At 30.0% G+C, this 15,438-nt stretch carries 14 protein-coding genes; 12 read left to right on the top strand and 2 right to left on the bottom strand.

The genetic code is table 11. The features are described 5' to 3' along the window. The first annotated feature begins 154 nt into the window (after positions 1-154). The gene (locus AWE51_RS07755) at positions 155-670 is read left to right on the top strand and encodes a heme-binding domain-containing protein (RefSeq protein WP_066311841.1); all 516 of its coding nucleotides are present in this window, start codon (positions 155-157) and stop codon (positions 668-670) included. A gap of 15 nt (positions 671-685) precedes the next feature. Here the strand turns inward: AWE51_RS07755 and AWE51_RS07750 are convergent, their stop codons facing one another. Further along, entirely contained in the window at positions 686-1,363 is a 678-nt protein-coding gene (locus tag AWE51_RS07750; RefSeq protein ID WP_066311838.1) for an SIR2 family NAD-dependent protein deacylase, read from the bottom strand. Positions 1,364-1,894: 531 nt separating this feature from the next. On the opposite strand from AWE51_RS07750, the gene AWE51_RS07745 reads away from it, so the two are divergent. The 11 genes from AWE51_RS07745 (at position 1,895) to AWE51_RS07700 (ending at position 14,659) form a co-directional block, all read left to right on the top strand. Continuing rightward, the gene (locus tag AWE51_RS07745; RefSeq protein ID WP_066311835.1) at positions 1,895-2,632 is read left to right on the top strand and encodes a LytR/AlgR family response regulator transcription factor; all 738 of its coding nucleotides are present in this window, start codon (positions 1,895-1,897) and stop codon (positions 2,630-2,632) included. A 417-nt stretch (positions 2,633-3,049) separates the two neighbouring features. Further along, positions 3,050-3,313 carry a hypothetical protein gene (locus AWE51_RS07740; protein WP_066311833.1) on the top strand — a complete coding sequence of 88 codons (264 nt, stop codon included), beginning with the start codon at positions 3,050-3,052 and terminating at the stop codon, positions 3,311-3,313. A 62-nt stretch (positions 3,314-3,375) separates the two neighbouring features. Further along, positions 3,376-3,528, top strand: coding sequence for a hypothetical protein (locus tag AWE51_RS26415; protein WP_157766039.1), 153 nt, complete (start codon positions 3,376-3,378; stop codon positions 3,526-3,528). A 101-nt stretch (positions 3,529-3,629) separates the two neighbouring features. Then, on the top strand, positions 3,630-5,657 hold the full coding sequence (locus AWE51_RS07735) for a tetratricopeptide repeat-containing sensor histidine kinase (RefSeq protein WP_066311831.1): 2,028 nt from the start codon (positions 3,630-3,632) through the stop codon (positions 5,655-5,657). Positions 5,658-5,763: 106 nt separating this feature from the next. After that, positions 5,764-6,435 carry a response regulator gene (locus AWE51_RS07730; protein WP_066311829.1) on the top strand — a complete coding sequence of 224 codons (672 nt, stop codon included), beginning with the start codon at positions 5,764-5,766 and terminating at the stop codon, positions 6,433-6,435. Positions 6,436-7,241: 806 nt separating this feature from the next. Beyond that, the gene (locus AWE51_RS07725; protein WP_066311826.1) at positions 7,242-7,577 is read left to right on the top strand and encodes a hypothetical protein; all 336 of its coding nucleotides are present in this window, start codon (positions 7,242-7,244) and stop codon (positions 7,575-7,577) included. 189 nt (positions 7,578-7,766) lie between these two features. After that, the gene (locus AWE51_RS07720) at positions 7,767-8,723 is read left to right on the top strand and encodes a PorP/SprF family type IX secretion system membrane protein (protein ID WP_066311823.1); all 957 of its coding nucleotides are present in this window, start codon (positions 7,767-7,769) and stop codon (positions 8,721-8,723) included. Positions 8,724-8,842: 119 nt separating this feature from the next. Then, positions 8,843-10,816 (top strand): OmpA family protein, encoded by a 1,974-nt coding sequence (locus tag AWE51_RS07715; protein ID WP_066311820.1) that lies wholly within the window; start codon positions 8,843-8,845, stop codon positions 10,814-10,816. A 189-nt stretch (positions 10,817-11,005) separates the two neighbouring features. Beyond that, positions 11,006-11,821: a mechanosensitive ion channel family protein gene (locus AWE51_RS07710; RefSeq protein ID WP_066311819.1), complete on the top strand. Its 816-nt coding sequence runs from the start codon at positions 11,006-11,008 to the stop codon at positions 11,819-11,821. A gap of 1,705 nt (positions 11,822-13,526) precedes the next feature. Further along, positions 13,527-14,186, top strand: a complete 660-nt coding sequence (locus tag AWE51_RS07705) for a TrmH family RNA methyltransferase (protein ID WP_066311818.1) — start codon at positions 13,527-13,529, stop codon at positions 14,184-14,186. A 107-nt stretch (positions 14,187-14,293) separates the two neighbouring features. Continuing rightward, on the top strand, positions 14,294-14,659 hold the full coding sequence (locus AWE51_RS07700; protein ID WP_066311817.1) for a VOC family protein: 366 nt from the start codon (positions 14,294-14,296) through the stop codon (positions 14,657-14,659). A 7-nt stretch (positions 14,660-14,666) separates the two neighbouring features. On the opposite strand, the gene AWE51_RS07695 is transcribed toward AWE51_RS07700, so the two are convergent. Beyond that, a complete protein-coding gene (locus AWE51_RS07695) occupies positions 14,667-15,431 on the bottom strand; it encodes a carboxypeptidase-like regulatory domain-containing protein (RefSeq protein WP_066311814.1) in 765 nt (254 codons plus the stop codon). Positions 15,432-15,438 lie beyond the last annotated feature (7 nt).

The following is a 15,438-nucleotide window of genomic DNA, read 5'->3' as shown; positions in this document are numbered from 1 at the left end:
TCAAAATTAGAAAATAATATTTAAGTGTTAAAATCGTTATTACTTGTATAACACACAATTATCTAAATTGATTTTTGTTATGAATGAATCTTAATATTTTGTTTCAATTCAAAGAAAAAAATTAAGAGATGTTCATTACTAAAGGGAATACGTCATGTTTAAAAATTTACTTTTTTTATTAGTATTAGTACTGGTTATTTCACAATTTTTAAGACCAGATAAAAATGAATCCAGTTATTTAAGTATTACTAATTTTGAAGAAAGTGTGGGGGTTACAGGTGAGGTTAAAACAATTTTAGAAAATAATTGTTATGATTGTCACAGTACATTTACCAGATATCCTTGGTATATGCAAGTAAGTCCTATCTCGCATTGGATGGCCTATCAAATTGAAGAAGGTAAAGAACATTTTAATATCTCTGATTGGGAATCATATACTATAAAACAAAAAGATCACAAACTAGAAGAGTTTATAGAAGAGCTGGAGAAAAAAGAAATGCCACTTAAACCATATACATGGGTACACGGGGAACTCTCTTCATCAGACTCAGAAGTATTGATCAATTGGGCTAAAAAGACTAGAGAAAAATTAACAGATACGATAACTCCCAAAATTACAGATACCCTCGCACAAGAATCTTTACAACTAAATAAAGATACGATACAGTAATATTACAAATTTGGATTACTTCATTAATTCAGTTACCACTTTTTGTACTCCGGTTGTTGCTTTTTCTGATAAAACAGTCAGGCGTTCGTTTGCAGATATAGAGGGTTTGGGATCTATAAAATAGATAGGTGTATTGTTGGGTGCATATTGAACCAGTCCTGCAGCAGGGTATACTTGCATAGACGTCCCAATGATCATAATAAAATCAGCTTGTTCTGTTATTGCAATAGCCTTATCCATCATAGGTACATCTTCGCCAAACCATACAATATGAGGTCTTAATTGTGAATTGTGTTCACAAAGATCTCCTGTGTTTAAATCTTCTTTCCAATCTAAAACAAGTTGCTCGTCAAATTGACTACGTACTTTAAGTAGTTCACCATGAAGATGAATAATTGAGGAACTTCCTGCTCTTTCATGAAGATCATCTACATTTTGTGTAATAATAGTGACATCATATTGTTGTTCGAGAGTAACAAGATCAAAATGTGCTTTATTAGGAAGCACGGTTTGTAGTTGTCTTCGTCTTTTGTTATAAAAATCTAATACTAAATCTTGATCATTTCTCCATCCTATAGGAGAAGCTACCTCCATAATGTCATGACCTTCCCAAAGCCCATTTGCATCTCTAAAAGTGTTGATGCCGCTTTCGGCACTTATTCCTGCTCCAGTAAGTACTACAATCTTTTTCATAAGGTAAAATTAAGACAAAACAGAGTCTCTTTACAAGATTTGCTACAAATATATTTTAAGACTTTAATGCTAAATAATATTAATAAGATGGTGTTTTATAGTTTTTGGTAATCATTTAAGATGTATTATTCATGCATTTAGTAGTGCAAAGACTTAAACTTTTATTAAAATTTTAAAAAATAGTGGTTGCGGGGTGTCTTATTTAATGAAATTTTAATAGTTGTTTAATAAGTCAAGGTGGATTTTAAACTACTTTTGGCCGGTTTTTGGTAATATAATTATGGGTTCTGTAATTTTTCTATAAAAACATATACTATAATTCTGCTTTTGTCGTTTAAGGATGGCTGTATTTTTGTTTCGATTAAATGTAGCTATTGATCGATAAAGAACAGTCTGTGAAGCCTTGCTATCAAAGGCTCTCCATAAAAATGTTACGGTAAAACCGTATTTAAAAAAGAGTTAAAAATCCTATCTTGTAAGAACAATAATTTGATGTTCATTAACCGACACTAATATTTTAATTTTTACCCTATGAAATATCCTTATGTAATTATTGACAATGATCAAAAGATTGCAGATTCCATTCAAATAGCATTAGATGAACAGACAGATTATATTTGTACGGGAATTGCAAAGGATGAGCAAGAAGCATTAGATCTTATTTTAGAAAGAAAGCCAAGATTAGTGTTTTTAGAACCAGAAGTTCCAGGAACACATTGTGCTAAAACACAATACACGTTAATGACCGAATTAACAAAGTATATGACACAACTGCCAGAGTTTATTGTGATCACTAAAACATCAGATTATGCTATAGAAGGGATACGTAATAGAATTTTAGATTATATACTAAAACCAATGAGCAAAAGCCAGATAAACCGAACGTTGTTAAGGTTTGAGAAGGATTTTGATAAGGTAGAAGATAATACATTATGCTTTAAATCCTATGGGGATTATAGGTTTGTAGATGTAGAAGAGATATTATATTTAAAAGCAGATAATAATACTACAGATTTTATTATGAGTAACGGCAATAAGGTAGAAGCATTCAAAACCTTAAAGCATTTTCAAAATTTATTGCCAGATCATTTTGTAAGAATTCATAACAGTTATATTATAAATACCAACTATGTTTCTAGGATTCATTTTGGTAAAGCAAAATGTGCAATCAAGAACACAGACGATATGATTCCGTTTTCAAAATCATATAAGACTAATGTAGAAGAAATTAAAGATGCGCTATCTAAAAAAAGTTTGATACATATATAGTTTAACAAAGTATTATTTAAAAATTAACCGATAGATAACGTTATCTATCGGTTTTTTTTATTAAGCCTGTCATACTGTCTTTGAAGTCAGAAAAGACACTTTTTTCCTACAAGAAAAAACCTGTATTTTTAAAATACGTCCAACCACCCGTATAATCGATCCAACCACACTTAATTGGGGGTCAATTACTAAACACACCTTAATATATTGGGCGCGCGCGAGGTTTAGGTCTACATTTGTAGTGTACAAACAGAGAAACACACTATCAAAATTGCATAATGAGTCTCTAGTACAAATTTTCGCAAGCGCAGCGAAAAACCCCAAAGTAAAAGTAAAAGTTAAACTAAATAAACAAACAATTACCCCAACTTAAGACGTTAGTTTTAAGGAGTAAACAAACTAATAAAAAAAACAGTTATGAAAACTATAAAGACATTATTCGCAGTTTTATTTTTAAGTACATTTTTTATCGCTTGTGAAGCGGATGTAGTGAGTGAAGAAATTGGAATTGACGGAAATGAGAATTTTATTTCTGAAGATGCGGAAGGAGAGGGTGTAGTCCCCGAATTAGATAATGGTGCTAAATTTGAAGATGCAGAAGGAGAAGGTGTAGATCCAGAAGTTGGTTACATAAGTAAAATAGAGGATGTTGATGGAGATGGAGTAATTCCTGAAGAATAAGCCTTAATGAATTGAAGAAAGTATAAAAAATATAAATAATATTAAATAAAGAACAAAACAATATGAAAACTATAAAAACACTATTCGCTATATTATTTTTAAGTACAATGTTTTTGGCTTGTGAAGCTGATAATATTAATGAAGAAGTAGGTATTGAAATTGAAGATGAATTGAGAGGAGAAGATGTTGAAGGAGATGGCGTGGATCCAGAATAGTACATTATACTATCAAAAAATATAGAAAAAGAACTTTTATTTTAAAGTTCTTTTTTTTATTGTAATTTAATTGATTATTTTAAATTTTGTAAAAATTTGTTATGACCAATTTCTTTAATAATTTTTTTCTGGCATGCTTTGGATTGATATTATTTAGCTGTAATAACTCAGATGAGACTGCTCAAGAAAAAGTATCAATGTCAAATTTAGTTGAATCTTATATTGAAGAATCTAAAAGTAAGGAAATTTCTATTGATGAAAAGAAAACTATTCTTAGTAAGGCATATAATTTCTCTTCAACACTTGCAGATGGGAAATATAAACTAGATAAAATTCATACTATTTCTATTGGTTATTATACGATTAAGGATTATGACACCTATAAAAAAATGAATGAAAAGGCATTGAGGTTGTCAAAGTCGATAAATGATTCGCTTGGAATAGCAAAGTCGCATGGAAATATAGGGATCTATTATAATAAAGTTTCTAAAATCGATAGTGCATATTATTCCTTTGATCAGGCAGAACGGATTTATTCAAAAATTCAAGGGTCTGAATATAATCATGGTAAGATACTAATAGACATTGCTTTGATATTAAGAAAAGCAAAAGATTATACTGAAAGTGAGGCTATTACAATAGAAGCAATTGAAAAGTTTATTAGTGCAGGGAATGAAAAATATTTGCCTTTGTGTTATACTAATTTAGGTATACTGGCGAAATATTTAGAACGTTATGAAGAGTCTATTGACTATCATTATAAAGCAATAGAATATGCTAAAGGTACTAATAATGAAGTTTCTCGAACAATAGCTTCTTTTGTTAATATAGGAACGATTTATAAGTCCCAAAAAAAGTATGGTAAGGCAAAAGAATACTATAACAAAGCTTTATCATATAAAGATTTTTTGGCTAAGGCCCCCAAATTAAGAACTACATTAATTGATAATTTGGCATATGTGAACTTTTTATCTAATGATACATCTGAGATACCACGTCTTTTTTATGAAGCTTTAAAAATAAAGGATAGTATTAAGGATAAATATGGTATTGCTACTACCAGTCTACACTTGGCGGAGTACTATATGTCTATTGGTAATGATAGTCTTTCTAAATTATATGCTAAAAAGTCTAGTAACATGTCACTGGAACTACAAAATAATGAAGAATTGTTAAAAGCATATAAAATATTATCTGATATTTCAAGTAGTGATATAGGTTTAGTATATGCTAATAAATATATTAAACTCAATGACAGTTTAGTAAAGGAAGAACGTTTGTTTCGAGATAAATTTGCAAGAATTGAATTTCAAACGAATGAAATAAAAGATCAAAACCAACAGATAAGTAAAGAAAACCAAATCCTTATCATTGCTATATTAGGATTAACGGCTTTATTTTTATTGGGATATATCATATTTAGACAACAACAAAGCAATAAAGAACTATTGTTTGCCCAAACACAACAAGAAGCAAATCAAGAAATTTATCGATTGCTACTTAATCAACAAATAAAACTAGAAGAAGGAAGGCAGTTAGAACAACAGCGAATGTCTGAAGAACTGCATGATGGTGTATTAGGACGATTATTTGGAGTACGGTTAAGTCTAGATGGGATTAACCAACGTGCCAATGACGGTTTTACAGAAGCCAGAAATAAATATATAGACGAACTTAAATCTATAGAAAAAGAAATACGATTAATCTCTCATGATCTAGGGGCAGAAACTTTGCCGTCTGATGTAGCATATATAGATGCTGTCGAAGATTTGATCAAGGACCTTTGTGCAATACATAAAATTGATTTTGAGTTTAATAACGATGAAGATATCGATTGGGAAGAAATCGATGACCAGAAAAAAGTAAACTTTTTTAGAATTTTACAAGAATCAATGCAGAATATTTTTAAGCATGCCAATGCAGAAAATATAAAAATTGATTTCGATTATTTAGAAGATAAAATAAATCTTACTATCTTGGATGATGGAATCGGATTTAAAAGTACTAAGGTTAAAAAAGGGATTGGTTTAAAAAATATTACATCAAGAGTCAGTCAGATGAGCGGTGTGGTGCAGTTTTTGAGTGAAAAAGACGAGGGTACTAAAGTAGCCGTAAGTGTACCAGTTTAAACTAACAATCTAATTATAATAGTAGGATCATACTATTTTTCTTTTGTAAAAGTTATATACGTTGAGTCTACTGTTTTTTTTAGGTAAAAAAACAACAAATTTTAAAATGAAGAAAAAGCTAAAAGTTCTTATGATTGATGATCATCCAATGATTATCGAAGGGTATAAGAATACCTTATTAGGTGAAAACCAAAATGAATATCAAATCAAGATAGACATTGCCTCTAACTGTGATGATGCCTATGCAAACATTGTCAAATCTTCAGAAACGATTCCTTATGATATGCTTTTTGTGGATATCAAATTGCCACCATCTTCTGATGGTACAATAACTTCTGGAGAAGATTTAGCAAAGCATGCAAAAGAACTGCTACCTAAATCAAAAGTGATCATTTTAACCATGCATAGAGAAGATCACAGAATACATAATATTCTTAAAAATATTAATCCTGCAGGTTTTTTAATTAAGAGTGATCTTACATCTAGTGAATTGCTACTGGCTTTTAATAACATTGTAAAAGGTAAAGCGTATTATAGTGCAACGGTTAATGACCACTTCAGAAAAATGATGACAAATAAGTTTTCATTAGATGAAAAAAATCTGAAGATTTTATATCACTTATCACGTGGTGTTAAAACTAAAAACTTACCAAATTATGTAAGTCTTTCATTAAGTGCTATAGAGAAAAGGAAGAATCAAATTAAAGAAATGTTCTCTATTGCAAAGGCAGATGATCAACAGCTTTTAGAAGAGGCAAGAAAACGTGGTTTTATATAATTTATACATTTTAATTATATAAAATTGTACAAAACAAAAGAGAGGCTATCCTAGGATAGCCTCTCTTTTGTTTGTAACATTATTTAGATTTTAGTCTATAATCATCGTTTAATTTCTAAATACGATACGTTATAGTATAAAAATATGGTTATAACTTATAAATATTGAGGTTATACCATGTTGTTAATTGAAGTATTATGTATAAATTTATAATGTTAACAAAAACATAATAGATTAGCGATACCCACTAATTGTTATTGTTACACAAAATTAAACACGATATTTTAGTGTTGTTATACATTATGTAGAAGCGGTTTAATTTTTAGATGTTGATCATTTTGATTTAAGTAAGTAGATCGTCAAAATCTGATTGTAATACTCTCGCGCCCTAGGAGATTATAATTGTAGTAACTTAAATTATTGAAAAACACATTGTTTATGAGCAAATATACGCTAGTATTTTCTGTGAAAAGGTTATTGTCGTTCATATCTTTTTTCACCTCTTATCGGGATAGTCGTAATCCGGATTTTTTACAATCTTTTTTTGTGTTACTATATAATAATACCATTCGAGTAAAATCAAATTAGGAGTAGGTTGTACCTGCTTTTGTAAATATAAGTTCACATTTTTTTAATTAAACATAAATTATATAATGAAAAATTAAAATCTAAAAGAATTACCTCGTTGCCAATAAGGCATTCTCTTTAATCTAAAAAAAAAACAATCTTATAATTGTGAAATTTGTGGCGAGCCAGCAAGAAATGAGATTTGAATAACGATAAATTTTAAAAGTAAACCAATAATTATGAATTCATATTCTTTTTCGTCAAAAAGCATAAAACCACCTCCAACTTCTAAAAATAATAATCAGCAGTTAGATACTGATAATAATAAGGAACCTAAGAAGAGTAAAAATAAATATTACGTATTGTTAATGTTGATCATAGCCCTTTTTTTAGTAGGACTCTATTTGTGTATTGCTGGTCTGTTTTTGTATAGATCCTCTAACGACAATTTGGATACCTCATATAAGAGTAATCTCACGATGTCTAGTAAACAGTATTTAAATGTCTATGAGACTAAAATAGATTTGGGAACAAAAAAAAGAAAAGATTTTTTGGTTAAAATCAATAGGTCTTAATGCATAACAACTCATCGATATAAAATCGTAACCCATGGGGTGAAATGTGTTATAGATAGATATTTGAACATATACTATAGTAACTTTTTTACATTGTTATAGAATTTATAAAAACTTTAAAAAAAGTATTTCAAAATATTAATAAATGTAGAACTGTAGGAGTATCTAGATAATATTAAAGGAAAGCGAATGAAAAAAATACACAAAATAATTGTTACTGGACTTTTAAGCATTGTGTGTACTATGGGGTATACCCAACAAGATGCTCAATATACGCAGTATATGTACAATACAATTAGTGTTAATCCCGCATATGCAGGAAGCCGTGGTGTCATGAGTATCATGGGGCTGCATAGGAGTCAATGGGTTGGTCTTGAAGGAGCTCCGCGTTCTCAAACACTAACACTTAATACACCTATCGGAAATAATGAAAGAGTTGGTTTAGGGTTGTCTATTGTGAATGATGAAATTGGCCCCACAGATGAAACGTATTTTGATATTGATTTTTCGTATACAATTCCGACCTCAGAAACAGGAAGGTTAAGTTTTGGTTTAAAAGCAGGAGCACATTTACTGAATATAAATCTACAAGAGTTATCTCAATTTAATCAAAATGATGCACTTTTTGAGACGAATATAGACAACAAATTTTCTCCTCAAGTAGGTATAGGTGTGTATTATCATACAAATAGGTTTTACTTTGGATTAAGTGCGCCTAATTTGTTAGAGACCAATCATTTTGATGAAAGCACAACGGTTAGCGGCAGTGATGCTGTTAGTTTTCTGGCAGAAGAAAGAATCAACTATTACTTTATAGCAGGACATGTTTTTGATATAGGTAGCGATCTAAAATTTAAACCAGCAGTATTAAGTAAGGTTGTGTTTGGTGCACCGTTACAGGTTGATGTCTCAGCAAACTTTTTAATGTATGAACGATTAACTTTAGGTGTAGCATATCGTTGGAGTGCGGCAGTGACAGGACAACTAGGTTTTCAAATTTCAGACTCAATGATGATTGGATTCGCTTATGATCGAGAAACAACAGAATTAGGAAGATCTCAATTTAATGATGGAAGTTATGAAGTTATGTTAAGATTTGAGCTATTCAAAAAATATAATAGAATGTTAACTCCTCGTTTCTTTTAACGGGACAAGAGGTTAAAATTTTCATCTTATTCAGATTAAATATTAGTATAACCAGGAATCATTTACACATCAAAAAAATTAAAATGATTTTGGGTTTTGATTAAATGTAAATTGAATATATGACAGGTTGCAAAAAACATTTTTTAGTATTAGCACTAGGACTAGTAGTTTCTTGTATGCTCTATTCTCAAGAAAAAAGACTAGAAAAGGCAAATGAAAACTTTGATCGTTATGCATTTGTCGACGCTCGAAAAATATACCTTCAAGTAGCAGAAAAAGGGTATGAATCACCAGAACTTTTTAAAAAACTCGCAGATTCATATTATTTTAATGCACAATTAGAAGCTGCAGTGCCGTGGTATGAAAAGTTGATTAACAAAAACCCTGACGAAGTAGATTCAGAATATTTGTTTCGATATTCTCAATGTTTAAAAAGTATTGGGCAATATGAAAAAGCAGATACAGTAATGGAAAAATTTAATGCCCTTACTGGTAATGATCAACGAGCTCAATTTTTTATGAATACTAGGGATTATTTAAAATTTATTGAGATGCAATCTGGTAAGTTTAATCTGTCAAAATTGGATATAAACTCTAAATTTTCTGATTATGCACCAAGTTTTAACAATAGAGGGCAATTAGTATTTGCCTCGTCTCGTGGTAATCGAACCGGAATATCTAAAACCATACATGAATGGAATGAGATGCCGTTTTTAGATTTGTTTTCATCTAATATTCTTGAAGCAAATGGTGTTCTTGAAGCTCCTAAAAAGATAAAGGGAAGAATTAATACTAAGTTTCATGAATCTTCTACAGTGTTTAGTAAAGACGGTCAGACGGTCTATTTTACACGCAATAATTATACAAAAAAGAGACTAGGTTCTAATGCAGCGGGAACTATATTATTAAAGATGTATCGAGCAACATTAAAGGATAATAAATGGACTGATATAGAGGAGTTACCATTTAATAGTGATGAATATTCGGTTGCTCATCCTGCATTAACTTTAGATGGTAAAAAATTATATTTTGCTAGTGACATGGCTGATAGTAAGGGGCTTTCTGATATTTATGTGGTTAATATTAATGAAGATGGTACTTTTGGAGTTCCTAAAAACCTTGGAGATAAAATTAATACAGAAGGAAGAGAAACTTTTCCATATATAAGCGATTCGGGAAGACTTTATTTTGCCAGTGACGGACACGTAGGTCTTGGGGGCTTAGATGTATTTGTTGCTGTGTCTGAAAATGCTAACGAATTTTCAGTTCCTTATAATGTAGGAAAACCAATTAATAGTAAAGAAGATGATTTTACATTTGTTCTTAATGAAGCTACAAAAATAGGGTATTTTGCGAGTAATCGTAATGGAGGAAAAGGAAATGACGATATCTATAGCTTTAAGCAGATAGGCGAGTTAATAACAGAATGTAGACAATACGTAAAAGGTGTAATTACCGATGCAGTAACAAAAGAGGTAATACCTAATACAGAAGTTATATTAATGGATGACGCTAATAATGAGTTACAACGTATAAAGAGTGATCAAAACGGAAAATATTCCTTTAATCTAAAATGTGCCACTAACTATATAGTTAGAGCAACAAAAGATGATTATAAACCTACCGAAGTGATTTTGACAACACACAACGTGTTAGAACATGAGCATAATTTAACCCTACAACTTAGTAAAGGTGGGTTAGCAGAAAAAGAAGTTAAACCTGGTGATGATTTAGCAAAACTATTAGAACTTGAGATTATTTACTTTGATCTTGATAAATCTTTTATTAGACCTGATGCCGAAGTAGAATTACAAAAAATTATAGCGGCTTTAAAACAGTATCCTCAACTTAAAATCGATGTAAGATCTCACACCGATAGTAGAGCAGGAGATGATTATAATTTGTTGCTAAGTCAGCGACGTGCAAAAAGTACTATTCAATATATAATTGAAAAAGGAAATATTGATAAATCACGTATAACTGGCAGGGGCTATGGAGAATCTAGTCTTGTAAATAAATGCGAAAATAATGTGCCTTGTAGCGAAAGCGAACATCAACTTAATCGACGGAGTGAATTTATTAGTATAAAATAACGGTTTTAAAAAGGCACTGTATCCAACTCCTTATTACTTGTTTTTTAATAATTTTTGTAAGTTAACGTGTTTTTAACTTTCTGAAAAGATGGTTTTTATAACTTGAAATGATAAAAACAATAATAGTCATTTTATTACAACAAGAAATATTAAAATAATTTCAATTTAATCACTAGATAATTTTTACTAATGGAAAAAGCAGAAGAATGGTTTAATTACGGTATTGAACTTGCTAAAGAATTTGGGCCCAAATTGATTACCGCAATACTGATATTTATAATTGGTTCTTGGTTGATCAAAAAATTGATTAAAACGATAGGGGGAGTAATGTCTAAGAGTAAATATGACGAATCCTTGCAAAGATTTCTTTTAAACCTTATTTCATGGGCGTTAAAAATATTTCTCATCATAATAGTTATCTCTAGATTAGGAGTTGATGTGACTACATTTGCTGCTGTAATAGCTGCTGCGGGTTTGGCCGTAGGTTTAGCACTGCAAGGATCTTTATCAAATTTTGCGGGTGGAGTACTCATTATGATATTCAGACCTTATAAAATAGGTGATCTAATAGAAGCTCAAGGTGTACTGGGGGCAGTTAAAGAAATTGAGATTTTTACTACCAAATTAATCACTCCTGAAAATAAACTTGCAATAATACCCAATGGAACATTGGCTAATGGAAATATTATTAATTATACGGCAGAAGGCAAGATGCGAGTAGATATTGTTATAGGAATAGGCTATGACGAGGATATTAAACAAGCAAAAGAAGTATTATTAGAAGTACTAACATCAAATGATAAAGTTCTTAAGGATCCCGCTCCGTCGATAAATGTATTAAATTTAGGAGAGAGTTCTGTGGATCTTGCCATAAGACCGTATTGTACCCCAGAAGATTATTGGGATGTTTATTTTGCAATTACAGAACATTGTAAGATTGCTTTAGATAAGGCAGGAATAGAAATTCCTTATCCTCACGCTGTAGAAATCCAGAAAGATGCTTAATAATACAAGTGAAGAACAATTTTGTATAAGTATATTGATATCACATTAATATACTAAATGTATAACTATAGGATTAGTAGGGTAGTAGACTTATTTTAAATTAATTAAGTGTATTATAATCTGAAAAAAATAACAATTCTAAAATTAAAAAGAAGTAAAATTCAACCATTATAGCAATAAATTAGCAAGATATAAGGAAGAAAAATCCTACATTTTTAGAATATTGCAAAACCAATGAAAATTGTAACTTTTTTTATAAGTATTTGTTTTTCAGTTGTTTATTTGTTTTTGAAACGAATTTTTACTTTCTGAAATATGTTTAAAACTGCCATCTTGATGGGTTATTGCATTTTTTTACGGTAAAACCATAGTAATTATGTGGTTGCAAAATATGATGATCTAACAAATTGTGATTATATTTAAGTATTGTTTTTAACTAAGAATATAAAGTCATAATTGATTAGAATATAAATAGTTTTTCCTCACCCCATTATTTGTATTCTTAATTGTAGATAATTTGAGTCATTTTTTATAAAATGATGATTGAATTGTAGGTTATAAGTTTTCAATAATTAATAACTTATAATATATGAAAGGTAAAGTACTTTATATTGTACTTAATCAGGGTAAAATAAAATATTAAAAAGCTTATTGTTACTTATTTTTAAGAATCAAAAGAGCTTTAAAAACAACCCCGCTATTTGTGAAACTTTGGCGAGCCAACAAAAGCAGGGTCTGAATAACGATTAATTTAAAAAAATTAACCATCATGTTTGGGATATTACTTATAGTGTATATAAGATGTCAATTATATTTTGATAAAATCTCTCTTTACTTTAAAGAAAACGATTTTAATTTCTATCACATTTTAATATATGTGAAATATAGGAATTCTTCCGCTTTTTTACGGTCGTGCCGTAAGTTTTTTAGCAATTTCTTAACAAGTTTTTTAATCAGTCCGTTATCGATAATATTTCGTCGTATGGGTGTGATTGATCTTAACATGTTGATTAATAATTATGTAATGATGTTTTTAAGTTTTTACTTCAAAAATACGTTACCAAGCTATAGATCAAATTAATTTTTCTATAACATTATTAAACTAATAAGTTATTTGAAACTAGAATATGATTAACTAATAAAAAAAACAAATAAAAAAAATTAGTAGAACGTATATAAAGAAGCATTTTGACGATGTGTTTACATTAAAACCTCCTGTTTTTAGGGGTAATTTCAGGAGGTTTTTAAACTACTAATTCATAAAAATATACAGCTGTTTTTCTTTTTAGAAAAAGGCTATAAAGAAGCATTTTGACGATGTGTTTACTTTAAACCTCCCGGCGTTAGGGGTAATTTCGGGGGGTTTTACTTAAAAAGAATGAAAATAAGAAAATATACGGCCGTTTTCTTTTTAGAAAAAGGCTATAAAGAAGCATTTTGACGATGTGTTTACTTTAGACCTCCCGGTGTTAGGGGTAATTTCGGGGGGTTTTTTTAAAAACTAGTATCAAATGTCATTTATTTACAAGTATAGTATATGACATAAAATTATCTTTTGAGTGTTTTTTTTAATTCAATGTAGATTTAGGTAAAACTGCCTGTTTTTCGGGCAGTTTTTTATTTACCTAATATATAAGACTTGTAACTTAAAATTTCCCATAACTTAGGTTTATTGAAATAGTAGCTATTTGTTTATTTTAGCACTATGACAGATTTAAAACTTCTTGAATATTTAGAATCATTTTTAACACCACGTAGACTTGGATTGTATAGTAAAGTATTAAATAAGCGTACAAACCATTTTACAGTGGCTGTAGAAGATGTTTACCAATTGCATAATACTAGCGCAGTTATTCGTAGTTGCGATGTTTTTGGAATCCAAAACATTCATGTGATAGAGGAGATTAATGTTAAGAGAATTGATAGAGAAATTGCTATGGGTGCTCAAAAATGGGTAGATATTAACAGATATCCAACTACAAAAGAATGCCTTAAGACTTTAAAGGATAAAGGGTATCAGGTGGTCGCAACAACTCCGCATGATGACTCTGTAGTGCTTTCAGAATTTGATATCACAAAGCCATCTGTTTTTTTCTTTGGAAGAGAATTACAAGGACTTAGTGATGCGGTACTTGAAGCTGCAGATGTCAAACTTCATATACCAATGGTTGGTTTTACCGAAAGCCTTAATATTTCTGTTTCTGCTGCTATTGTGCTTCAACATGTGACATCTTTATTAAGGAAATCAGAAATCAATTGGCAATTGTCTGATGCAGAAAAATTACAAAAGCGTATGGAATGGACTAAGAAAATTATCAAAAGTCATGAACAAATTATAGCTAGATATCATGAAGAAAATTCATGAAATTTCAGGTTTAAATAACTTATAGTATTTAGTGGTTGGTTAATATGTATTTATGATATAAAAATATTAAGTAAATTGTTTTTGTCTAATCTTTAAAACATAATCAAATGGTTGCATGGTTTGAAATTCCTGTGATGGATATGAATAGAGCTAAAAGTTTTTATGAGAAAGTTTTTGATATAGAAATTGGGTTACATAAAATGGAAGGTTTACAAATGGGTTGGTTTCCGAATAAAAATGAAGCAGGAGTAGCTACAGGTTCTTTAATCTATGCTGGCGATCACTATAAACCAAGTACTGATGGGATCTTAATTTATTTTTCTTGTGAAGATGTAGCAAACGAAATAGGAAAGGTTACAGAGGCTGGCGGAAAAGTAATATCAGAAAAGGAACTTATTTCTGAAGAACATGGTTATATGGCTTATTTTATAGATTCTGAAGGTAACAGAATCGCATTGCACTCCTCAAAATAACACTTGTTTATTTTCTGTCTAAAATTTTGTACTCCTCATAACATTCGCTAATCGCATCTAAAATTTGTAGATCATTGGCAAATTTAATGAAGTCTACAGAGTAGTTACAGTTTCTTAGGATTTCATCTATATCCAAACGTTCTACTTGTAATAGGGCCATAAGGGTTTCACGATCGAACTTAGTTTCAAGAAGATTTCTTATTTCATCATCTTTTTTCATTTTCCTAAGTTTTCTAAGTTCCTTAGACCTTTTACTGAATATATTATATAAAAAATCGGCAGGGTTAAATATAGCACCCAATACCTTGTTTACCGCATTAGGCTGTTTACTACCACCTTCATATCCAGAATTTAGACCAGAAATACTATATCTGTAATTGTTATATATAGGTATTCTTTTGGCGTCTATTTCTAGATAACCGGTTAATTGAACATCCGCAACAACGACTTCTTCAAGAGCGATACCTAACTCTGTCATTTTGATTTTTACATCACCAAATTTAATCCAGTCGTTAGTAACTCTAACACGCAAAGGTTTGTAGCCTATATATGAGAAATATAATGTATCATTTACTTTAGCTGGAATAGAAAAATCTCCATCATTGTTAGTTATAGTACCAATAACTTGACTTAAGTTAACGATGTGTACATTTTCAAGTTTCTTGTCAGTAGAGGCATTTAATACTTTTCCTGACACATTTCCAGATGTATCTTCCTGGGCATAAAAACTTATGCTGCTAATAACTAATATGTAAAATAATATTTTTCTCATATAATAT

The organism is Aquimarina aggregata, from assembly GCF_001632745.1.
GTDB lineage: Bacteria > Bacteroidota > Bacteroidia > Flavobacteriales > Flavobacteriaceae > Aquimarina > Aquimarina aggregata.
Note: the sequence above shows the minus strand (reverse complement) of the source record. Positions and strands in the feature narration are given on the sequence as shown.